The sequence below is a fragment of the Pseudomonas monachiensis genome (genome assembly GCF_047345015.1).
GTDB classification, from domain to species: Bacteria; Pseudomonadota; Gammaproteobacteria; order Pseudomonadales; family Pseudomonadaceae; genus Aquipseudomonas; species Aquipseudomonas monachiensis.
On record NZ_CP178857.1, the window covers coordinates 1,298,857 to 1,320,248 of the forward strand.

Here is a 21,392-nt window from a genome sequence, read left to right on the forward strand (position 1 = left end):
CGTAGGAGCTGCCGAAGGCTGCGATCTTTTCAGGCATACCTCATCAAGCCGTCTTGCCCGTATGGTTATTCAACGAAATAACCTTGGTCTTGCCGATGCGGTGACGGTAGATCTCACGCAGGTACTTGATCGATTTCTTCACGCAATCCCGGGACAGGCGGATGTCATTGATCGAGACAAATTTTTCCTTGTCGTTGATCAGTTCGCGGTACTTCTTCTCGTACATCGGCTTGATCGCGTACCAGTTGGTATCGAGGATCTTCGCCGGGTTCTCGAATTCGTTGAGCAACTCGTCGATGCGGTCTTCATCGAATTGTTCGTTGATGATGAAGTCCAGGATCGAGTTGTCCAGGGTCTCGTCGAATCGGTACGGGTTTTTCGCGAAGCAGCGCTTGATGAACGCCACGATCAGCGTCAGGAAGTCGTCCGACAGGCACGGGCTCTTGGCGATCAGGGTGGTCAGCGACAGGTTGGCCGAAGCACCGATCACCAACGCGTAGCGCTTGAGTGTAGTGTTGGGGAACAGGCTGTTGAGGTGGGTCTTCAACCGGTTCAAATCCATGTAGGACAGCTTGTAGTCCTTCGGCAACGAAACGATAGACACCACCGACGAGCAATTCTTGAAGAAGTGCAGGTCATGCAGGGCCGCCGCGTCGTAACCCGAGTTCTTGTACTGTTCCAGCGACGCGCGATAGCGCTTGGACTCGATCGGCAACAGGCTGATGCCTTCGATGGCCTGGGTGACCTTGTTGAAGTGCGGCAGATCGATCGAACGGAAGAACAGGTCGTCGATGTTCAGGCGCTGCGGCTCTTTCTCGAACACTTTGAATTTGTCGCTGCTCGGTGCCGGGGTTTCCGGCACCACGGACTCGGCGTAGGCAATCGCCACCGGGCCGGCCAGGCTCATGAACAGGTCATTGGCGTCCAGGCGGATGGTTTCGCCGATATCGATGCCGGCGCGACGGAAATAGTTCTGGTCGTAGTCAGTCGTAACTGCCTGCGCCGTCAGAATGTTGAAGATCTGCTGCGAGATGTACTGGTTGGCGTGCTTTTCCATGGCATTGACATCAATGTTCTGGATGTTGCCGTCATCGTTCTCTTCGGCGTAACGCATGATGTCGTTGGAGATCAGCATCATCGCGTTCCACGGGCGGATGCGGCCCATGACGCTGGCTTCGCTGCTGTCTTCGTTGGCGAAGTTGTAGGAGAAGTCCCACTCTTCCGACAGGTATTTGCACAGCAGTCGACCGGCGTTGATGTGCAACGCCTCGGACATTTCACTGCGGTGATCGGAAATGTTCGGCAGTACACAGATGCCACTGGTGAAGATCGGTTCGAAGACGAAGGAGTGGCCGCTCTTGCTGTCGTGCTCGTCCATCGGCTTGGTGTCGAACGTCTTGTTCATATACGAATGCTGCTGGGCCAGGCCGAATTCCGAGGCCATGCCCGAGCCGGTACCGCCGCCGGCACTGAAGATCGAGAAATACAGGCGCGACTGGTTGGCCTTGATGCCACAGCTGTCGATCAGGTACGAGTGAATCATCTTCCAGTCGGGGCTGGAGAAACGCTGGGTGTCCTTGTTCAGGATGATCTTGGCCAGGTACTGGCCGAGGATCGGCGCGTTACCGGCGCCACCGGCATGGACTTCCGACAGGTCCATGATTTTCATTTTGCTGTAGTCGCGCAGGAAGCCGCTTTTTTCGCCCTTGCGCGAGAAACGGATGCGTCCGGCGATGTCTTTGTCCAGGTCCCCGAGCATCACCAGCGGCTCGACCAGAAACACTGGCTTGGTGTTTTTGTTCTGGCCCAGGCGCAGGTTGTTACGGATCCACTGGGCCGGGCTGTAGCCCTTTTCGGTAAAACGCTTGTCCGGCGACAGGCGATCTTCGTTGTTGAATTCATTGAGGTAGAACTTGCGGGCGTTATACACAAGCTCCGCCACGTCCAGCGCAATGTTCGAGCCGCAGCGGCCCAGGCCGATCAGGCACACCGACGGGAATTCCTGATCGCTGTGCTGTTCGCTGTCGCCTTCCAGGTGCGGTGCGCGCGGGAACACCATGTCGCGCAGGCCGTCGAGGTTGTCGAGGATGCGGTCGGTGTTGGTTTCGGTGAAGTAGAGGTATTGCTGGGTCGCCAACGGGCGCGATTGAATCAATGGCTTCGGTGATGACGGGCTGTTGGCCGCGGGGCTCAACGTCAGATCGGTTACCGCAGTGGCCGGGTTGTTTTTAGAAGTCATTGTTCGCCATCTACCTGGGCTGATTGGTTGGCCGACTCGCAGTCGTCGAACCGTCACGGAATACAATCGCGTCTTTTTTCAGCGCGTACTTGGACCATGCCTTGGTCTTTAGCCTGAGCATTGCTCGGGGTGAATCCTTTCCTAAGTCATGATGAATCGGCCAATATTCGGTGATCTTTAATCAAGAAGAGGCAAAATGATGTCAACGCTACCTTCGCTAGGGTTTGCCGGGATCGGCCTGATGGGGCTGCCGATGTGCCGGCGCCTGCTGGCCGCGGGTTACCCGCTGGCGGTGTGGAATCGCAATCCGGACAAGTGCAGGCCGCTGGTGGAGGCGGGCGCGCGTCAGGTCGCCAGCCCGGCCGAGCTGTGCCGGCACGCTGACGTGGTGATGCTGTGCCTGGCGGATACTTCGGTCGTACGCGAGGTGGTATTTGGTCCGGCAGGCGTTGTGGAGGGCGCAAAAAAGGGCCAGCTGCTGGTGGATTTCTCCAGCCTGGAGCCCAACGCCACGCGGGAAATGGCCGCAGAACTTGCCGCTAGAACGGGCATGGGCTGGCTCGACACGCCGGTGTCCGGCGGCGTGGTCGGTGCCGAGGCTGGAAGCCTGGCGATCATGGTCGGCGGTGAATCACAGGATCTGGAGCGGGTCCGGCCTGTGCTGTTGAACCTGGGGCAGCGTGTAACACACATGGGCGGCGTCGGGGCAGGGCAGGTGACCAAGGCGTGCAATCAGATGATCGTCGCCTGCAATGCATTGGTGATTGCCGAAGTGGTCGCGCTGGCGGAGCGTTCCGGGGTCGATGCCAGCCTGATCGCCGAAGCGCTGGCCGGCGGCTTTGCCGATTCGAAACCCTTGCAGATCCTGGCCCCGCAGATGGCGCAAAACCGTTTCGAGCCGGTCAAGTGGCACGTGCGCACCTTGCTCAAGGATCTGGATACAGCGGTGAAGTTTTCCCGTGAGCAAGGCTCGGCAACACCGATCAGCGGCCTGGCCGCGCAGTTGATGCGCCTGCATGGAAGTCAGGGTTTCCTTGAAAAGGACCCGTCTACATTAGTGCAGATGTACCGTGAGCCAGGCTCAGCGTCGTGACGGTGCAGGTGTCCTTGCGCTGGTTGATTTCGTTCAGCACCGGAAGCAACTCGACCAGTGGCACCGGCCGGCTCAGCAGATAGCCTTGAACGAAGTCACAACCGTGGTTTTCCAGGAATTGGTACTGCTCGAAGGTTTCGACCCCTTCGGTGACCACTTGCAGGTGCAGGGTATGGGCCATGACGATGATCGCCTGGACAATCTCCATATCCTGGGTCGCCTTGGGAATGTCCTGGATGAACGAACGGTCGATTTTCAGCGTGTTAAGCGGCAAGCGCTTGAGGTAGGCCAGGGATGAATAGCCGGTGCCGAAGTCATCGATCGACAGCGAAACGCCGAGAGCGCGTATCTGCCGCAGTAGCACCAGGGTGTTGGCGATATTGCCCATCAAGGCGTTTTCGGTAACCTCCAGTTCCAGCCGGTGGGGCTGCACACCGGAGGCTCGCAATGCGTATTCGATTTCATCGGCCAGTTCTTCGCGCGCCAGGTTCAGGGGCGAACAGTTCACGGCGATCTTCAGGTCCTCACAGCCTTGGCGCGACAACTCGCCCAAGTCTTCGCAGGCCTTGCGCAGCACCCAATTGTCCAACTCGGCGATCAGGCCGTTGGCCTCGGCAATGGCGATAAAACGATCCGGTACGAGGAAACCGTGGACCGGGTGTTGCCAGCGGATCAAGGCTTCGAGTTTGCTGACCTGGCCGGTCTTGAGGTCATAGATGGGCTGGTAATAGAGCATCAAACCGGTGTCTTCACGCAGGGCGTGGCGCAACTCTTCTTCCAGTTGCAGCTCGAGTGTGGCGCGGGTCTTCAGGTTGGCGCTGAAAAAATTCAGTCCATTGCGGCCGCTGCCTTTGGATTGATACAGCGCCAGGTCGGCGTTCTTCAACAGTTCCTCACAGGTCTTGCCGTCCTCCGGAAACAGGCTGATGCCGATGCTTGTGGTCATGACCATGCGCCTGCCGGCCAGCTCGATGGGCTCCTTCATCTTGAGCATGATGCGTTGGGCCATATGCCGCGCTTCTTCACGATCACGCAGGTCGATGAGCAGGCAGAACTCGTCACCACCGAAGCGCGCGACCACGTCCTCGTGACTGCGAATCGAGCTCTTGATGTGCCCGGCAAGCACCTTTAGCAGTTCGTCACCGGCATCGTGGCCAAGGCTGTCGTTGATCCGCTTGAAATGGTCGATGTCCAGGAACAGGACCGCCAGCATTCCACCTTCGTTGGTTTTCTCGATGAGTTTTTCGGCGAAGATCTGGTTGAACCCGCGGCGGTTGATCAGGTTGGTCAGCGCGTCGTAGTGCGCCACCTGTTGCAGCGACATGCGCGCCTGGTCAAGTTGGCTGAGCAGGGAGTTGACCCGTTGCAGGTCGTGGTCCTTGTGTTGCAGTTTTTTGTCCGCCAGTGCCGCGCTGATGCTGCTGCCGATGATCAGCAGGGCCATGACCGTCACGGTCAGTGCCAGTTGCAGGTGGCTGTGTTCGCCCGATTGCTCCGGCACGCTGTCGCTGGGCAGCACCAGGTTGAAAGCGGCCATGGCCGTGAGGTGCATGCCGAGGATACCCGCCCCGAGCACCAGGCTGGCGCAGCATTTAAAGAGCTGATGCAGCATGCCGACGCCGTCGCGCAGATACCATGCCAGCAATAAGGCGGCCAGCGCGGCACCGATCGCGATCGCGATGGAAAGGGCAAACAGGCCCGGATGGTAATAGACCGAGGCCTCGGAGTGCATGGCCGTCATGCCCACGTAATGCATGGTCGCGATGCCCAGGCCGATTCCGATCGATGCCTTGAGACAGCGCTGCAAACTCAAGTCCGGGAGGCTGAGGGTATGCATGGCCAGCCACGCGGCGAGCAGCGCGATGGTCAGCGAAAACAGCGTGACAGGCAGTTGGTAGTGAAGATCGACAGGCGCCTGGAAGGCCAGCATCCCGACGAAGTGCATGGCCCAGATACCGCCGGCCAGGCATCCGCTGCCCACCCAGCGCCAGAGTGTCTTGGACGCGGATTTCTCAGCGTGAGCAACCCGTTCGGCCATGTCCAGTGTCGCGAAACAGCCGACACAGGCGACCAGATAAGCCAGCAGCACCAGAAAAGGGTCATGTGTGCAATTGAGTATGACCTGCCCGCTCTCTGGTAGCTCGGTAATGAAATGCAAACCAAGCCACTCCATAGCATGCCCCATCGTTATCCTTCAGGCCGGCGCAAGCAGCGACGGCGAATGCCTTGGAGTATAGAGGGCGTGGATGGAGCGCAAGCGGTAGTGGCACATTGGTGCCAATGATTTTGACATTAGCCTGATAGCGATTAGTGCTAGTAGTCAGGCGATTTGCTTCTGAGGCGTCTCGAACGCAGGTTGCAGCGCCGGCAAGCCGAAAGCGGCACGGGCCGCATCGCAATCGGGATTGGCCAGGCCATCGACCCAGGAAGCGTCGAATTCCCGACAGGTGCTGGAGCGTTTTTCGTAAATCGAGCACTGCACCGTACTGCCCACGTCTCCGACCAGGCTGGTGCAGCGTACGGGTTTGCAGCCGGTGCCGAGCATCGCGACCCGACTGGGGCTGATCTGCTCGACAAGCTCATCGGGTACCGTCCCCCCGGACGAGGCGCATTCACCCCAGAAAAATGACACGCGAAAGTGAGAACAGCAGGCACCGCAATTCAGACACGGACTGGCTTCGGACATGGGCAATTATCTAAGGAGAAGTGGAGACACAGGGGGGGAAACAAGGCCGCTATTCTAGGCTTCGCCAACGGCTTGGGAAGGGGGGCTCAAAGGTATTTTTCATAGACCGGACGGGCTACGAAATACCCTGTGGGAGCGGCGGTGCGCGATGGGTTGATATCAGCCTGGCGAATAATGAAAGACAGTCGTGGCCGGCCTGTCTAGATTGCAAAGTCCGGGGGCAGTGACGCCCCAAAAACAATAAAAGAGACGGACCCATGCAGAACTCGACCCAAGCGGCCAATGCCTGGCGCATCCTGTTCCTGTTGTTCCTGGCCAACCTGTTCAATTTTTTCGACCGCACCATCCCGGCCATCATCATCGAACCCATTCGCATGGAATGGCACCTCAGTGATTTCCAGTTGGGGATCATCGGGACGGCATTCACCATCGTCTACGCCATTGCCGGCTTGCCGCTGGGGCGCATGGCCGATACCGGTTCGAGGAGCAAACTGATGGGCTGGGGGCTGGCGGTGTGGAGCGGGTTGACCGCCGTCAACGGCATGGTGGGCAGTTTCTGGAGTTTCCTGATCGTGCGCATGGGCATCGGCATTGGCGAGGCCAGCTACGCGCCAGCCGCCAACTCGCTGATCGGCGACTTGTTTCCGGCTCACCGCCGGGCGAGGGCCATGGGGATCTTCATGTTGGGGCTGCCATTGGGGCTGTTGCTGGCGTTCTTCACCATTGGCTGGATGGTCAAGGTCTTTGATAGCTGGCGCGCGCCGTTCTTTATCGCGGCGGTACCCGGGCTGATCCTGGCGATCTTCATGTTTTTCATCAAGGAACCCAAGCGCGGCGCCGCCGAGAGCGTTCAGGTTTCGCAGGAAAAGATCGATCGACCGATCCGGCGGGTACTGGCAGTGCCAACCTTCCTGTGGCTGGTGATGGCCGGCCTGTGTTTCAACTTCGCCACCTATGCTTGTAACTCGTTTCTGGTGCCGATGCTGCAACGCTACTTCCTCATGCCGTTGCAGGATGCCGCAGTGGCGACCGGGGTCATTGTCGGTGTGACCGGGCTGGTCGGCCTGACCCTCGGTGGCTGGATCGCGGACAAGATTCACCAGCGCATCGCCAACGGGCGGCTCCTGTTTGCCGCCTTCAGCCTGGTGATTTCGACGGTCTGCACCGCGTGGGCGCTGCATTCCGGGCGAATCGAGATCGGTGTGTTTGTCGCGGTATTCAGTATGGGCTGGCTGTTCGCCTACAACTTTTATACCTGCGTGTACACGGCGATTCAGGATGTGGTCGAGCCTCGGTTGCGGGCAACGGCGATGGCGCTGTTCTTTGCCGGGCTGTACCTGTTGGGCGGTGGCCTGGGGCCGGTGGTGGTCGGGGCCTTGTCGGATCACTTCGCCCACACGGCGATGCTTGCGGCGGGCGCGGAGCAAATGACTGAGGCGTTTAAAGCGGTCGGCCTGCATGACGCGATGTACCTGATACCGGTGGCGTTGTTGCTCACCGTGGTGTTTCTGTTCCTGGCTTCGCGGTGTTTTGTGAGGGACGCCAAGCGGATGAAGGACGGGTTGGTGGCGGTGGTTGAGCCTGACAGTTCTGCGGTGACTGCTTAACCGCTATCGCGAGCAAGCTCGCTCCCACAGGTATCTCATAGGCACTGAAGATCCAATGTGGGAGCGAGCTTGCTCGCGATGAGGCCATCAGCAGCACTACTGAATTTGAAGTAAACAAAAAAGGCCCGCATCGCTGCGGGCCTTCTTTTCATAGCGGTGGAGGAGGGTTGTTAACCCGCCACCAGCACCCGAATCGCTTCCAGTCGCAGCGCAGCCTTGTCGAGCATGGCCAGGCCTTGCTCGCGTTGTTTGCGCAGGGCCACCAGTTCGCTGTCGCGCACGGTCGGGTTGACCGCTTGCAAGGCGGTCAGGCGCGCCAGTTCTTCGTCGGTATCGGCGGCCAGGCGACGTTGCGCCTCGGCGACACGTTCAGTGTGGCGCGGCAGGATCTTCGCTTCACCGGCGTTGATCCGTGGCGTCAGTTGGTCACGCTGGGCCTGGATGAACTTGTTGGCGCTGGCACGCGGCACGCTTTCGAGCTGGTCGTTCAAGGTCTCGAACGACACTCGGGCCGACAGGTCGTTGCCGTTGGTGTCGAGCAGGCAGCGCAGGGCGGCCGGCGGCAGGTAACGGCCCAGTTGCAGCGAGCGCGGGGCAACCACTTCGCTGGCATACAGCAGTTCCAGCAACACGGTGCCCGGCTTGAGTGCCTTGTTCTTGATCAGCGCCACGGCGGTGTTGCCCATGGAACCGGACAGCACCAGGTCCATGCCGCCCTGGACCATCGGGTGCTCCCAGGTGATGAACTGCATGTCTTCGCGAGACAGCGCCTGGTTACGGTCGTAAGTGATGGTCACGCCTTCGTCATCGCCCAGCGGGAAGCTGGCGTCGAGCATTTTTTCGCTCGGCTTGAGGATCAGTGCGTTTTCCGAATGGTCTTCGCTGTCGATGCCGAAGGCGTCGAACAGGGTTTCCATGTAGATCGGCAGCGCGAACTGATCGTCTTGCTCAAGGATATCCTCCACCAGCGCATCGCCTTCGCCCGCGCCGCCGGAGTTCAGCTCCAGCAAACGGTCGCGACCGGTGTGCAGCTCGGCTTCCAGACGTTCACGCTCGGTGCGGGCTTCGTCGATCAGCGCCTGCCATTCGCCATCGTCGGCTTCTTCGAGCAGTGGCAGCAGGCGCGGGCCGAACTGGTGCTGCAAGGCGTTGCCGGTCGGGCAGGTGTTGAGGAATGCGTTCAGCGCTTCGTGGTACCACTGGAACAGGCGCTCTTGCGGGCTGGTTTCCAGGTATGGCACGTGCAGTTCGATGATGTGCTTCTGGCCGATCCGGTCCAGACGACCGATGCGTTGTTCCAGCAGGTCCGGGTGGGACGGCAGGTCGAACAGCACCAGGTGATGGGAGAACTGGAAGTTGCGACCTTCACTGCCGATTTCCGAACAGATCAGCACTTGCGCGCCAAACTCCTCATCGGCGAAGTAGGCAGCGGCGCGGTCACGCTCGAGGATGTTCATGCCCTCGTGGAACACCGTGGCCGGGATGCCGGAACGCACGCGCAGGGCGTCTTCCAGGTCCATGGCGGTTTCGGCGTGGGCGCAGATCACCAGTACTTTGGTGCGCTTGAGCATCTTCAGCTGGTCGATCAGCCATTCGACGCGCGGGTCGAATTTCCACCAGCGTTCCTCTTCGCTGGCGTCCGGTTGGGCCTGGAAGCTGACTTCCGGGTACAGCTCGGCGTGATCGCCCAACGGCAGTTCGAGGTATTCGTCCGGGCACGGCAGCGGGTACGGGTGCAGCTTGCGCTCCGGGAAACCCTGCACGGCGGCGCGGGTGTTACGGAACAGTACGCGGCCGGTGCCGTGTCGGTCGAGCAGTTCGCGCACCAGACGGGCGCTGGCTTCAGTGTCGCCATCATTGACCGCGGTCAGCAGGGCTTCGCCTTCATTGCCGAGGAAACCGTGGATGGTCTTGTGCGCTTCAGGCGACAGGCGTCCCTTGTCGAGCAGTTCCTGAACGGCTTCGGCCACCGGGCGATAATTTTCGCTCTCGGCGCGGAAGGCTTGCAGGTCATGGAAACGGTTCGGGTCCAGCAGGCGCAGACGAGCGAAGTGGCTGTCCTGGCCCAGTTGTTCCGGGGTGGCGGTCAACAGCAGCACGCCGGGAATGGTCTCGGCGAGTTGCTCGACCAGCGAATATTGAGGGCTGACCTGATCTTCATGCCACACCAGGTGGTGAGCTTCGTCGACCACCAGCAAGTCCCAGCCTGCCGCGAACAGCGCGTCCTGGGCCTTCTCGTCGTCCACCAGCCACTCAAGCGCGACCAGCGCAAGCTGGGTGTCTTCGAACGGGTTGCTGGCATCGCTTTCGATGAAGCGTTCTTCGTCGAACAGAGCGACCTGCAGGTTGAAGCGGCGGCGCATCTCGACCAGCCACTGGTGCTGCAGGTTTTCCGGAACCAGGATCAGCACGCGGTTGGCACGGCCCGAGAGCAATTGGCGATGGATCACCAGGCCGGCTTCGATGGTTTTGCCCAGGCCCACTTCGTCGGCCAGCAGAACCCGTGGCGCGATACGGTCGGCGACTTCGCGGGCAATGTGCAACTGGTGCGCGATCGGTTGCGCACGCACGCCGCCCAAGCCCCAAAGGGCGGACTGCAACTGGCGGCTGGTGTGTTCCAGGGTGTGATAGCGCAGGGAGAACCAGGCCAGCGGGTCGATCTGGCCGGCGAACAGACGGTCGCTGGCCAGGCGGAACTGGATGAAGTTCGACAGTTGGGTTTCCGGCAGGGTGACCACTTCGTTCTGTCCGTTGAGGCCGTGGTAAACCAGCAGGCCATCGACGTCATCGACTTCGCGAACAGTCAGCTTCCAGCCTTCGAAGTGAGTGATGGAATCACCGGGCGAAAACCGCACACGGGTGAGGGGCGCATTCCTTAGCGCGTACTGGCGAGTGTCGCCAGTGGCCGGATAGAGCACGGTCAACAAGCGGCCGTCCTGTGCCAGAACGGTGCCTAAACCCAGCTCGGCTTCGCTGTCACTGATCCAGCGTTGCCCCGGTTGATACTGCTGCGCCATGCTGCCTGACTCCCACCTGAAAAAGCGGGCTATCTTAACGGAATGAGGGCTTGAGGGCCAAAGGACTCTCAGAAAAACTCACAGTCATACGTTAGTCCACCTGTGCATGACGCGCCGCCCGGTGCACTAATGAGTGCCAAATGAGTCACAGTTTGCGACCGATGGCTCAAGTCGCCATCCCCGCAGCCGACAGCCTGCTGACAGGAGACTGAAAACCATGCTGCCACCGATGCTCCCCTTGAGTGCCGTGCCGATCACTTCACAGACCGACCCGATCCGTCAGCGTCCGGATATTCCTCCGGTGGTGCCGGTGCAGGAAAGCTCCAGTGAAAGTACGATCGACCTGCAAAAGCGCAATCCTGAAGAGGACGGGCTGGTGCTGCGCGAGGAACAGCGCCGCAGACAGGAGCAGGAACGACGTCGCCACGAGGCCGATCATGACCCCGAGGCTCACATGGCGATTCCCGGGGATGAACTCAATGCCGATAACACCGTGCCGGTGGCACCGCTGATGGAAGATCAGCCGCGGCAGGGGCTGTGGGTCGATATCGAGATTTGAGCGCAGGCTGGTCAGCTCACTCATCAAGCCGCATTATTAACGCAGGGTTGCCGACCGCTACGGCAGCTGAAACTCATTTCAAGCGATGCACTGACCGCCATGAGCCAAGACGACAAACTGATTGACCTCAATGCCGAGCGCGCCAAGCGTGTTCATGACCTCAATGAAAAGCGGCTCAATGAAGTTCGCCAGGCGTTCGAACAGGCCATGCCGTTGGGCAAGGCTAAAAAAAAGCCGAAGAACAAACCGAAGAAACGCTGAAATCCCCCCGCATTCATTGATGCGGGTCAAACTTCTCCCTTCCTCTTGCCCAGTCTCGGGCGACATTGATCCCGGTCAATATTCTCTCCTGCCCGATTGGTTAACTTAGCCCTATCGCAACAGGGCAGGTACAGGAGACGCGTCATGTTTTTCGACAACGTGGTGATCGCCGGAGTGCTGACTGTCAGCCTCATGTTTGTATTTTTTGCAGGGTTCGGACTTTTTATCTGGAAGGATTCACACAAGCGGAAATAACCGCAGTTCTTTCCAGATGTAATGAGCACGCAAGGCATTTTGGGCAACTTCGGTTGCCCTTTTTTTTGCCTTTGAAAATCTGCCGGAGTGCATGGAGCCACTGTGGGAGACTTAAGTGTTTGGCAATAAAAAAGGCGCGTTCCTTGCGGAGCGCGCCTTTTCTGATTTGGCTGCTTATCAGCTGCCAAGGGCCTTCGAGGCCAGCCAGAACAACCCGGCCGACAGGGCCACGGTGGCTGGGAGGGTCAATACCCAGGCCAGCAGGATGGTTCTGACGGTGCCGCTTTGCAGGCCGCTCTTGTTGGCGACCATGGTGCCCGCCACGCCCGAGGACAGCACGTGGGTGGTGGAAACCGGCAGGCTGAAGATGTTGGCCATGCCGATCAGGCTGGCGGTGGTGATCTGCGCCGACATGCCTTGGGAGTAGGTCATGCCTTGCTTGCCGATTTTCTCGCCAATGGTCAGTACCACGCGTTTCCAGCCGACCATGGTGCCTAGGCCCAAGGCCAGTGCAACCGCCAGGATCACCCAGAACGGAGCGTATTCGGTGGTGGTGGTCAGGTCCTTGCGCAGTTTGTCCAGGTCAGCCTTTTCACGGGGGGCGAGCGTTGGCAGCTTGCTGACTTTCTTCGCCGTGTCGTCCAGGCAGAGCAGGTAGCGACGTACTTCGATGCGGCTTTCCGACGGCAGCGAGTGGTAGTCGGCTACACCCTTGAGGGTGCCGAGCAGGGCGGTGATGGTCGGTTCGGTCTGTTGCGGGTTGCAACGGAATTTCTCCGGCAGATCGCCATCCAGGCTCTTGCCCAGGGCCAGGAACTCGCCCAGTGTTTCGGAATTACGCTGGTAGAACTGGCTCAAGTGCAACGTGGCGTCGCGAGTCCGCTCGATCTGGTAGGTCGTGCTGTTCAGGTCGAGGACGAACTGCGCCGGCACGATACCGATCAGGACCAGCATGATCAGGCCGATACCTTTCTGGCCATCGTTGGAACCGTGCACGAAACTCACGGCCATGGCCGAGATCACCAGTACCAGGCGATTCCAGAATGGCGGGTGCTTCTTGTCGTCGATCTTGCGGCGCTGTTCCGGCGTCTTGTGCATCTTCGACAGTGGACGCCACCATTTAAGGCCGATCAGGATCAGCGCGGCGATCAGGAAGCCGGCCATCGGCGAGAACACAAGCGACATGGCGATATCGATCGCCTTCTGCCAGTTCACGCCATCGGCCAACGGTATGTCGTTGATCAAGGCGTTCGCCAGGCCCACACCGAGAATCGAACCGATCAGCGTGTGGGAACTGGACGCGGGAATACCGAAGTACCAGGTGCCCAGGTTCCAGGTAATGGCGGCGGCGAGCAACGAGAACACCATGGCCAGCCCGTGACCGGTGTTCACATTGATCAGCAGTTCTACCGGCAACAGGTGGACGATGGCATACGCCACGCCGACCCCGCCCAGCAGCACGCCGAGGAAGTTGAACACACCGGAGAAGAACACCGCCAGATGAGGCGGCATGGCTTTGGTGTAGATAACGGTCGCCACCGCGTTAGCGGTGTCATGAAAGCCGTTGATGAACTCGAAGGCGAGGACAAAGGCCAGGGCGAGCAAGAGGCTCACAAGCACCCAAGCATCCAGTCCGCTGAATAAATCGATCATGAAGGTTTTCTGACCCGGTCATAAGGGGGCGCGATTATGCCAGAAAAGACTGCTAATCAATGCACTAGCTGCTCATCGGTAACATTCTTCAACGAATTTTTTTGCCGCCGTGCCTGAAAACCCACGGTTTTGCTGCGTTTTTTAAGCCATTGATTTAATTGAAAAAACACACTGTCACAAAACCTTCACGGCCCGTTAAGAGGGGCTTGAACGGATGTGAGAAAAATCTGAGAAATAGGTCAGATCCCGGAATTCTGTCGGATTCGGCGACGGTGATGGCCGCTGCCCGCTCGTAGCGGGCGCGAAAGGCAGCATCCATACATCCCGCTTTTAGCGGGTGCAGAGGCAGGCCTTTGTCAGGATCAGGCCGAAGCAGTCATGGCTCTTCGGCTTTGAGTTCCTTTTCCATTTTTTGAATTTCCTGCTGGAAAACCTGATCCTGAACAGTGGCGCGTTTACGCCAGGGTTTGCGTTCCGGTTCGGGCTGAGCGGCGTAAGTGGTGACTTCTCCGCCGTAAACTTCCTTGTAACGTTGTTCCTGGCGCTCTAGTTCCGCGCGCAGTTCGTCTTTCGTCACAGTGCTACCTGATTGAGTTGGGATAAATTCTGGTGAAAACGCGCTGCATCAAATCGTTTGATCACGTTCGTCGAATGAGACAGTGCCGTCAAGGCATCGTTTTTGACAACAACGTGATCAATACTTCCATGTCACAGGCGGCCACGGCACCAGAGATAAACAGCTGACGTAGCTTCAGTTTCCTGGTTCGGCAAGCGCATCGGCAAGGCTGTGCAATGCGAATCTGGCGCTTGCAACGGGCAACGGCGATGGATCAGCGCATTGCCGGGCAGCGGGTTCGGCAAGTAAAAAACCGGAGCGCTACTAAATTGTATTATAGCGGCCGATTTGAAGAACACTATCTCCAAAGAGTTAAAAGTTGTTCTTGGTGTGTGACCGTTTTGTTGCCTGCAACTTTACAATGAAGTAGAGCGTCGACTGATACCAGATCGCTGCGATGCCTTTCTGACGCCATTAAGTCAGGTAAGTTTCGGTAATTGGATTGCCCCATTAAGTCCTGTGCCGAGTCGACGTAAACATAGGGGCGAGAGTCGGCGAAAACCGGGCGTCGGTGGATCGGGTTGTTCATAGGGTGGATTGCGATTATCGGTCGATCGTTCGATAATCGCACGGAGTTGGCAGGCTGGGCTTGAGCGTCAGGCGCCAGCCCTTTGTAATAGTCGCTGATCCGAATGGGTAAAAGGACCTTGTATGAACGATCAAATGCGCAATTCCTTCGCTTCAGTGGCTCCTCCCATCGTTGCCTCACCAGCCAAACGGATCCAGGCACTGACCGGCGACCCGGATTTCATGACGTCCCTGGCCCGTGGCCTGGCCGTGGTGCAAGCGTTCCAGGAGCGCAAGCGGCACCTGACCATCGCCCAGATCAGCCACCGCACGGAAATCCCCCGCGCCGCCGTGCGCCGTTGCCTGCACACCTTGATCAAGCTCGGCTACGCCACCACCGACGGCCGCACCTATTCGCTGCTGCCCAAAGTGCTGACCCTCGGTCATGCCTATGTGTCATCCACGCCGCTGGCGGTTTCCGCCCAGCCTTACCTGGACCGCATGAGCGAACAACTGCACGAGGCCTGCAACATGGCCACGCTGGAGGGTGATGACATTTTGTACATCGCCCGCTCCGCGACCACCCAGCGCCTGATTTCGGTGGATCTGTCGGTGGGTGGGCGCTTGCCGGCCTATTGCACGTCGATGGGGCGCATCCTGCTGGCCGCGCTGGATGACACGTCCCTGGGCGAATACCTTGACCACGCCGAATTGCAGGCCAAGACCAGCCGCACGATCCACACCCCCGAGGCGCTACTCGAATGCCTGCAAGAAGTACGACTGCAAGGCTGGTGCATCGTCGACCAGGAACTCGAGCAAGGGCTGCGTTCGATTGCCGTCCCGGTGTACGACGCTTCCGGGCAGGTGGTTGCGGCCCTAAACGTCAGCACCCATGCGGGGCGGGTCAGCCGCAATGAACTGGAGCAGCGTTTCCTGCCCGGTTTGTTGAGTGCCAGCCGAGACCTCAGCGCCCAGCTGTTTGCCTAAGCTGTTCGATAAACGCACAGAGTCGCGTTTATCGAATTGACGCTGTTTCCTCCGGATCATTACTGTCGCGGCTTCGTCAGCATCTGCTGACACCGTTCGACTGCGATCCGTGGAATAAAAATAATGAACCAGCCTCAGTCTGCTGTAGGTAACTGCCTCGACGTGCAGTCCTTCATCAATGCCCAACCCATTTCGCGCTACCAGTGGCGCGTGGTGATCCTGTGTTTCCTGATTGTCTTCCTCGATGGCCTCGACACCGCGGCCATGGGTTTCATCGCCCCGGCCCTGTCCCAGGACTGGGGTATCGACCGCGCCAGTCTCGGCCCGGTGATGAGTGCGGCGTTGATCGGCATGGTCTTCGGCGCACTGGGCTCCGGCCCTCTGGCTGACCGCTTCGGGCGAAAAGTCGTACTGGTCGGCGCGGTGCTCTTGTTCGGTGCCTTCAGCCTGGCCTCGGCCTACAGCACCAATGTCGATCAGTTGCTGGTGTTGCGCTTCCTGACCGGCCTGGGTCTGGGGGCCGGCATGCCAAACGCCACCACGCTGCTGTCGGAGTACACCCCTGAGCGCAAAAAGTCCCTGCTGGTGACCAGCATGTTCTGCGGCTTCAACCTCGGCATGGCTGGCGGCGGATTTATCTCGGCCAAGCTCATTCCGGCCTTTGGCTGGCACAGCCTGTTGCTGATCGGCGGAGTTCTGCCGCTGATCCTCGCCGTCGTTCTGCTGTTCTGGCTGCCGGAGTCGGCGCGTTACCTGGTGGTGCGCAACCGCGGCACGGACAAAGTGCGCAAGGCACTGGCGCCGATCGACCCGACGGTAGTGGCCCAGGCGTCCAGCTTCAGCGTGCCGGAACAGAAATCCGTGAAGGCACGCAATGTGTTCGCGGTGATCTTCTCCGGTACCTACAGCACCGGCACCTTGCTGTTGTGGCTGACTTACTTCATGGGCCTGGTAATCGTTTACCTGCTGACCAGTTGGCTGCCGACCCTGATGCGTGACAGTGGCGCGAGCATGGAGCAGGCCGCCTTCATCGGCGCGCTGTTCCAGTTCGGTGGCGTTTTGAGTGCGGTAGGCGTGGGCTGGGCAATGGACCGGTTCAATCCGCACAAGGTCATCGGCACTTTCTACCTGCTGGCCGGGGTGTTTGCCTACGCGGTAGGGCAGAGCCTGGGCAACATCACAATCCTGGCGACCCTGGTACTGGTAGCCGGGATGTGTGTCAACGGTGCGCAATCGGCAATGCCGTCACTGGCGGCGCGGTTCTATCCGACTCAGGGGCGGGCCACCGGCGTGTCGTGGATGCTCGGCATCGGCCGCTTCGGCGCCATTCTCGGGGCGTGGATGGGTGCGACGCTGCTGGGGCTGGGCTGGAACTTCGAGCAGGTGCTGACGGCGCTGGTGATTCCGGCGGCGCTGGCAACGACGGCGGTGGTAATCAAGGGCATGGTCAGTCATGCGGATGCGACCTGATTCCGGTTTGAAATAGTGGTGTAGCAGTAAAAGATCGCAGCCTGCGGCAGCTCCTGCAGGGGAATGTGTAAATCTGTAGGAGCTGCCGCAGGCTGCGATCTTTTGGGGGGCAGGCTATAAAGATAGCCAGGCAACAATATGTTCGATAATCGAACGGTTAGTCGATTATCGGATTGTTTGGCGTTTTGCACGGGCTTAATCTTCAGTCATTCCGGCGCTGCGCATCGGCGCCTTCTTCCACTGTCGGTTAACAATAAACGGGAGCCTGCCCCAATGGCTGAAATCCTTTCGCTGCACGACGCGGTGAAGCAATTCGTAAACGACGGCGATACGGTCGCGCTCGAAGGCTTTACTCACCTGATCCCGACGGCGGCGGGTCACGAAATCATTCGCCAGGGCAAGAAAGACCTGACCCTGGTGCGGATGACCCCTGACTTGATCTACGACCAGTTGATCGGTGCCGGTTGTGCTCGCAAGCTGATTTTCTCCTGGGGCGGCAACCCGGGTGTCGGCTCCCTGCATCGCCTGCGTGACGCCGTAGAGAAGCAGTGGCCCCACGCGCTGGAAATCGAAGAACACAGCCATGCCGACCTGGCCAATGCCTACGTCGCCGGCGCTTCCGGCCTGCCGTTTGCGGTGCTGCGTGCCTACGCCGGTTCCGACCTGCCGAAGGTCAATCCACTGATCAAATCGGTTACCTGCCCGTTCACTGGCGAAGTGCTGGCCGCCGTGCCTTCGGTGCGCCCGGACATTACCGTGATTCACGCGCAGAAAGCCGACCGCAAGGGCAACGTGCTGCTCTGGGGCATCCTCGGCGTGCAGAAAGAAGCCGCACTGGCCGCCAAGCGCTGCATCGTCACCGTTGAGGAAATCGTCGACGACCTCAATGCACCGATGAACTCCTGTGTATTGCCAACCTGGGCCTTGAGCGCGGTTTGCCACGTACCTGGTGGTGCGCATCCTTCCTACGCCCACGGTTACAACGAGCGCGACAACCGCTTCTACCAGGCCTGGGACCCGATTGCCCGCGACCGTGAAACCTTCACCGCGTGGATCAACGAATACATCCACGGCAGCGCTGACTTCAGCGAGTTCCAGGCCAAACTGGCCGCCGCTTCGGAGGCGAAGTAATGACTTACACCACCAATGAAATGATGACCGTCGCCGCCGCTCGCCGTCTGAAGAACGGTTCGGTGTGCTTCGTCGGTATCGGCCTGCCGTCGAAAGCGGCCAACCTGGCGCGCCTGACTTCCTCGCCTGATGTGGTCTTGATCTACGAATCGGGTCCAATCGGTGCCAAGCCAAGCGTACTGCCGCTGTCGATTGGTGACGGTGAACTGGCGGAAACCGCTGACACCGTAGTCCCGACCGGCGAGATTTTCCGTTACTGGCTGCAGGGCGGGCGCATTGACGTCGGCTTCCTCGGCGCGGCGCAGGTCGACCGTTTCGGCAACATCAACACCACCGTCGTGGGTGATTACCACTCGCCGAAAGTGCGTCTGCCAGGTGCCGGTGGCGCGCCGGAGATTGCCGGATCCGCCAAGAGCGTGTTGATTATCCTCAAGCAGTCGTCGCGCTCCTTTGTCGACAAACTGGACTTCATTACCTCGGTCGGCCACGGCGAGGGCGGTGATTCGCGCAAGCGTCTCGGCCTGCCAGGCGCCGGTCCGGTGGGGATCATCACCGACCTGTGCATCATGGAACCGGAGGAGGGCACCCACGAATTCGTGGTCACCGCACTGCACCCGGGCGTGACCCGCGAGCAAGTGGTTGCGGCCACCGGTTGGGCGATTCGCTTTGCCGACCATGTCGAGCAAACCGCCGAGCCGACTGAAGTCGAACTGACCGCGCTGCGCGACCTCGAGGCCCGCACCGCTGCCGCACACGGCCAAGCCCCCGGAGAAGCGTGATGCGTGACGTTTATATCTGCGACGCGATTCGTACCCCCATCGGCCGCTTCGGCGGTGGCTTGTCGACGGTGCGTGCCGACGACCTGGCTGCCGTGCCGATCAAGGCCTTGATGGAGCGCAACCCGTCGGTGGACTGGAACGCCGTGGACGAGTTGTTCCTCGGCTGCGCCAACCAGGCCGGTGAGGACAACCGTAACGTCGCGCGTATGGCGCTGTTGCTGGCGGGCCTGCCGGAAAGTATTCCTGGCGTGACCCTCAACCGCCTCTGCGCTTCGGGCATGGATGCCATCGGCACCGCGTTCCGCGCCATCGCCAGCGGCGAGATGGAGCTGGCGATCGCCGGTGGCGTCGAATCGATGTCCCGTGCGCCGTTCGTGATGGGCAAGGCCGATGCCGCGTTTTCGCGCAACATGAAGCTCGAAGACACCACCATTGGCTGGCGCTTCATCAATCCGTTGATGAAAGCGCAGTACGGCGTGGACGCGATGCCGCAGACCGCTGACAACGTGGCCGACGACTACAAGGTGTCCCGCGCCGATCAAGACGCGTTCGCCCTGCGCAGTCAACAACGCACGGCCGCTGCGCAAGCCGCCGGGTTCTTCGCCGAAGAAATCGTTGAAGTGCGCATTGCCCACAAGAAGGGTGAAACCGTGGTCAGCCAGGACGAACATCCTCGCGCCGACACCACCCTGGAAGCCCTGAGCAAACTCAAACCGGTCAACGGCCCCGAAAAAACCGTCACCGCCGGCAACGCCTCGGGTGTAAACGACGGCGCCGCCGCGTTGATCCTGGCCTCGGCCGAAGCGGTGAAAAAACACGGCCTGACTGCCCGCGCCAAAGTGCTGGGTATGGCCAGCGCTGGTGTTGCCCCGCGTGTAATGGGCATTGGCCCGGTGCCGGCGGTGCGTAAACTGATCGAACGCCTCGGTGTGGCGGTCAGCGATTTCGACGTGATCGAACTCAACGAAGCCTTTGCCAGCCAGGGCCTGGCGGTGCTGCGTGAACTGGGGATCGCGGACGACGCGGCCCAGGTCAACCCGAACGGTGGCGCGATTGCCTTGGGCCATCCATTGGGCATGAGCGGTGCGCGGTTGGTAATGACCGCTTTGCATCAACTGGAAAAAACCGGCGGCAAGAAAGGTCTGGCGACCATGTGCGTCGGTGTCGGCCAAGGTCTGGCTTTGGCGATCGAGCGCGTCTGACGCGCTCTGAAGACTTATAAGAACTGAGGAATGTTTCATGACTGACAAGCCTGGTTACCGTCGTCCGCAGGAAGGCACTCAACCGCCGTACCTGCATCCGACCTACCAATCAACCAACCTGCGCTCGCCGTCGAAACCGTTGGTGTTCCTGCCGCATTCGTTGTCGGAAATTACCGGTCCGACCATCGGCGCCGAGCGCGTCAATGAGAAGGACAGCGACCTGACCGCCCAGCACGAGGGACAGCCACAGGGTGAGCGCATCATCATCCACGGTCGCGTGCTGGATGAAAACGGTCTGCCGGTGCCCGGGATTCTGGTGGAGATCTGGCAGGCCAACGCCGCCGGTCGCTACGCCCATGCCCGCGACCTGCACGACGCACCGTTGGACCCGAATTTCACCGGCACCGGCCGCACCGTGACCGATGCCGATGGCTGGTACCAGTTCCAGACCATCAAGCCTGGTGCCTATCCGTGGGGCAACCACCACAACGCGTGGCGCCCGGCGCACATCCATTTCTCGCTGTTCGGGCCGAGCATCCTGACGCGCCTGGTGACGCAGATGTATTTCCCGGGCGACCCGTTGCTGGCGTACGACCCGATCTACAACTGCGTGCCCGATACCAGTGCCAAGGAGCGCTTGATCGCCGCGTTCGATCTGGAAAAAACCATCCCTTCCTATGCCCTCGGTTATCGCTGGGACATCGTTTTGCGCGGCCGCGACGCCACGCCGATGGAGAAATAAGATGACGCTGACTGCTACCACGTCCCACACCGTCGGGCCGTACTACCACATCGGCCTGACCTGGCTGAACCGCGAAAACCTGACCGTCGAACAAACCCTGGGCGAACGGGTGGCGATCACCGGGCAAGTGGTCGATGGCAATGGCGACATCGTCAACGACGCGATGCTGGAAGTCTGGCAGGCCAACGCCGCCGGCAAGTATGACCACCCGGAAGACGACCAGGACAAACCCCTGGACCCGAACTTCGAAGGCTTTGGCCGGGTGCCGGTGGATGCCGAAGGGCGTTTTCGTTTCACCACCATCAAGCCCGGTACGGTCGAGGGGCTCAAAGGCACGACCCAGGCTCCGCACCTGGTGGTACTGGTGTTTGCCCGTGGCCTGGTCAAGCACTTGCTGACGCGGATTTACTTTGATGGCGAAGCCGCCAACGTCAACGATCCGTTACTGGAATGCGTGCCGGCCGAGCGTCGCCATACGCTGCTGGCCAAGCGGGATGCGGCGGGTGTGTACCAGTGGAACGTGATTCTGCAGGGCACCGATGCCGAGACGGTGTTCTTCGACTATTAAGTGAACACCATCCCCTTGTG

The 21,392-nt window shown here is 60.0% G+C and carries 18 protein-coding genes; 12 read left to right on the forward strand and 6 right to left on the reverse strand.

All coding sequences use genetic code 11. The annotated features are described in order from the left end of the window. Positions 1 to 43: 43 nt before the first annotated feature. Complete coding sequence (locus ACMDB8_RS05735; protein WP_056720819.1) at positions 44 to 2,239, reverse strand: hypothetical protein; 2,196 nt, start codon at positions 2,237 to 2,239, stop codon at positions 44 to 46. Between the two features lie 196 nt (positions 2,240 to 2,435). On the opposite strand from ACMDB8_RS05735, the gene ACMDB8_RS05740 reads away from it, so the two are divergent. Beyond that, positions 2,436 to 3,332: an NAD(P)-dependent oxidoreductase gene (locus tag ACMDB8_RS05740; protein ID WP_409078231.1), complete on the forward strand. Its 897-nt coding sequence runs from the start codon at positions 2,436 to 2,438 to the stop codon at positions 3,330 to 3,332. Here the strand turns inward: ACMDB8_RS05740 and ACMDB8_RS05745 are convergent. Then, positions 3,289 to 5,505 (reverse strand): putative bifunctional diguanylate cyclase/phosphodiesterase, encoded by a 2,217-nt coding sequence (locus ACMDB8_RS05745; protein WP_317850372.1) that lies wholly within the window; start codon positions 5,503 to 5,505, stop codon positions 3,289 to 3,291. The two genes, ACMDB8_RS05740 and ACMDB8_RS05745, sit on opposite strands and share 44 nt — an antisense overlap. A gap of 147 nt (positions 5,506 to 5,652) precedes the next feature. Further along, positions 5,653 to 6,018 carry a YkgJ family cysteine cluster protein gene (locus tag ACMDB8_RS05750; RefSeq protein ID WP_046043993.1) on the reverse strand — a complete coding sequence of 122 codons (366 nt, stop codon included), beginning with the start codon at positions 6,016 to 6,018 and terminating at the stop codon, positions 5,653 to 5,655. 257 nt (positions 6,019 to 6,275) lie between these two features. Here ACMDB8_RS05750 and ACMDB8_RS05755 point away from each other — a divergent pair, with 257 nt between their 5' ends. After that, on the forward strand, positions 6,276 to 7,625 hold the full coding sequence (locus ACMDB8_RS05755) for a spinster family MFS transporter (RefSeq protein ID WP_223541660.1): 1,350 nt from the start codon (positions 6,276 to 6,278) through the stop codon (positions 7,623 to 7,625). 170 nt (positions 7,626 to 7,795) lie between these two features. Here the strand turns inward: ACMDB8_RS05755 and rapA are convergent, their stop codons facing one another. Continuing rightward, entirely contained in the window at positions 7,796 to 10,642 is a 2,847-nt protein-coding gene (gene rapA / locus ACMDB8_RS05760) for an RNA polymerase-associated protein RapA (RefSeq protein ID WP_409078230.1), read from the reverse strand. A gap of 217 nt (positions 10,643 to 10,859) precedes the next feature. Here rapA and ACMDB8_RS05765 point away from each other — a divergent pair, with 217 nt between their 5' ends. The 3 genes from ACMDB8_RS05765 to ccoM all read left to right on the forward strand — a co-directional run bounded on the left by ACMDB8_RS05765 (position 10,860) and on the right by ccoM (position 11,717). Continuing rightward, on the forward strand, positions 10,860 to 11,201 hold the full coding sequence (locus tag ACMDB8_RS05765; RefSeq protein ID WP_056720814.1) for a hypothetical protein: 342 nt from the start codon (positions 10,860 to 10,862) through the stop codon (positions 11,199 to 11,201). Positions 11,202 to 11,300: 99 nt separating this feature from the next. Further along, positions 11,301 to 11,462, forward strand: a complete 162-nt coding sequence (locus ACMDB8_RS05770; RefSeq protein ID WP_008074569.1) for a hypothetical protein — start codon at positions 11,301 to 11,303, stop codon at positions 11,460 to 11,462. A 144-nt stretch (positions 11,463 to 11,606) separates the two neighbouring features. Further along, entirely contained in the window at positions 11,607 to 11,717 is a 111-nt protein-coding gene (ccoM, locus tag ACMDB8_RS05775) for a cytochrome c oxidase subunit CcoM (protein ID WP_007976669.1), read from the forward strand. A gap of 177 nt (positions 11,718 to 11,894) precedes the next feature. On the opposite strand, the gene ACMDB8_RS05780 is transcribed toward ccoM, so the two are convergent. Beyond that, positions 11,895 to 13,370 (reverse strand): inorganic phosphate transporter, encoded by a 1,476-nt coding sequence (locus ACMDB8_RS05780; protein ID WP_056720812.1) that lies wholly within the window; start codon positions 13,368 to 13,370, stop codon positions 11,895 to 11,897. A 376-nt stretch (positions 13,371 to 13,746) separates the two neighbouring features. Further along, complete coding sequence (locus ACMDB8_RS05785; protein ID WP_008054177.1) at positions 13,747 to 13,947, reverse strand: hypothetical protein; 201 nt, start codon at positions 13,945 to 13,947, stop codon at positions 13,747 to 13,749. Positions 13,948 to 14,637: 690 nt separating this feature from the next. Between ACMDB8_RS05785 and pcaR the strand changes: the two genes are divergently transcribed. The 7 genes from pcaR (at position 14,638) to pcaG (ending at position 21,372) form a co-directional block, all read left to right on the forward strand. Continuing rightward, the gene (gene pcaR, locus ACMDB8_RS05790) at positions 14,638 to 15,480 is read left to right on the forward strand and encodes a pca regulon transcriptional regulator PcaR (RefSeq protein WP_008054175.1); all 843 of its coding nucleotides are present in this window, start codon (positions 14,638 to 14,640) and stop codon (positions 15,478 to 15,480) included. Between the two features lie 123 nt (positions 15,481 to 15,603). Further along, positions 15,604 to 16,950, forward strand: a complete 1,347-nt coding sequence (locus tag ACMDB8_RS05795) for an MFS transporter (protein WP_056720808.1) — start codon at positions 15,604 to 15,606, stop codon at positions 16,948 to 16,950. Between the two features lie 273 nt (positions 16,951 to 17,223). Continuing rightward, positions 17,224 to 18,081 (forward strand): CoA transferase subunit A, encoded by an 858-nt coding sequence (locus ACMDB8_RS05800; RefSeq protein WP_008054173.1) that lies wholly within the window; start codon positions 17,224 to 17,226, stop codon positions 18,079 to 18,081. Then, positions 18,081 to 18,860: a CoA-transferase subunit beta gene (locus ACMDB8_RS05805; protein ID WP_056720807.1), complete on the forward strand. Its 780-nt coding sequence runs from the start codon at positions 18,081 to 18,083 to the stop codon at positions 18,858 to 18,860. The genes ACMDB8_RS05800 and ACMDB8_RS05805 overlap by 1 nt, the downstream gene beginning before the upstream one ends. Further along, positions 18,857 to 20,062, forward strand: a complete 1,206-nt coding sequence (gene pcaF / locus ACMDB8_RS05810; RefSeq protein WP_409078229.1) for a 3-oxoadipyl-CoA thiolase — start codon at positions 18,857 to 18,859, stop codon at positions 20,060 to 20,062. Before ACMDB8_RS05805 ends, pcaF begins: the two co-directional genes overlap by 4 nt. A 37-nt stretch (positions 20,063 to 20,099) precedes the next feature. Beyond that, on the forward strand, positions 20,100 to 20,804 hold the full coding sequence (gene pcaH / locus ACMDB8_RS05815; RefSeq protein WP_056720805.1) for a protocatechuate 3,4-dioxygenase subunit beta: 705 nt from the start codon (positions 20,100 to 20,102) through the stop codon (positions 20,802 to 20,804). 1 nt (position 20,805) lies between these two features. Further along, complete coding sequence (gene pcaG, locus ACMDB8_RS05820) at positions 20,806 to 21,372, forward strand: protocatechuate 3,4-dioxygenase subunit alpha (RefSeq protein WP_056720804.1); 567 nt, start codon at positions 20,806 to 20,808, stop codon at positions 21,370 to 21,372. Positions 21,373 to 21,392 lie beyond the last annotated feature (20 nt).

Coding starts and splice junctions, on each gene's coding strand:
- ACMDB8_RS05735 (WP_056720819.1), bottom strand. CDS start 2,239: ATGACTTCTAAAAACAACCCGGCCACTGCGGTAACCGATCTGACGTTG.
- ACMDB8_RS05740 (WP_409078231.1), top strand. CDS start 2,436: ATGATGTCAACGCTACCTTCGCTAGGGTTTGCCGGGATCGGCCTGATG.
- ACMDB8_RS05745 (WP_317850372.1), bottom strand. CDS start 5,505: ATGGAGTGGCTTGGTTTGCATTTCATTACCGAGCTACCAGAGAGCGGG.
- ACMDB8_RS05750 (WP_046043993.1), bottom strand. CDS start 6,018: ATGTCCGAAGCCAGTCCGTGTCTGAATTGCGGTGCCTGCTGTTCTCAC.
- ACMDB8_RS05755 (WP_223541660.1), top strand. CDS start 6,276: ATGCAGAACTCGACCCAAGCGGCCAATGCCTGGCGCATCCTGTTCCTG.
- rapA (WP_409078230.1), bottom strand. CDS start 10,642: ATGGCGCAGCAGTATCAACCGGGGCAACGCTGGATCAGTGACAGCGAA.
- ACMDB8_RS05765 (WP_056720814.1), top strand. CDS start 10,860: ATGCTGCCACCGATGCTCCCCTTGAGTGCCGTGCCGATCACTTCACAG.
- ACMDB8_RS05770 (WP_008074569.1), top strand. CDS start 11,301: ATGAGCCAAGACGACAAACTGATTGACCTCAATGCCGAGCGCGCCAAG.
- ccoM (WP_007976669.1), top strand. CDS start 11,607: ATGTTTTTCGACAACGTGGTGATCGCCGGAGTGCTGACTGTCAGCCTC.
- ACMDB8_RS05780 (WP_056720812.1), bottom strand. CDS start 13,370: ATGATCGATTTATTCAGCGGACTGGATGCTTGGGTGCTTGTGAGCCTC.
- pcaR (WP_008054175.1), top strand. CDS start 14,638: ATGAACGATCAAATGCGCAATTCCTTCGCTTCAGTGGCTCCTCCCATC.
- ACMDB8_RS05795 (WP_056720808.1), top strand. CDS start 15,604: ATGAACCAGCCTCAGTCTGCTGTAGGTAACTGCCTCGACGTGCAGTCC.
- ACMDB8_RS05800 (WP_008054173.1), top strand. CDS start 17,224: ATGGCTGAAATCCTTTCGCTGCACGACGCGGTGAAGCAATTCGTAAAC.
- ACMDB8_RS05805 (WP_056720807.1), top strand. CDS start 18,081: ATGACTTACACCACCAATGAAATGATGACCGTCGCCGCCGCTCGCCGT.
- pcaH (WP_056720805.1), top strand. CDS start 20,100: ATGACTGACAAGCCTGGTTACCGTCGTCCGCAGGAAGGCACTCAACCG.
- pcaG (WP_056720804.1), top strand. CDS start 20,806: ATGACGCTGACTGCTACCACGTCCCACACCGTCGGGCCGTACTACCAC.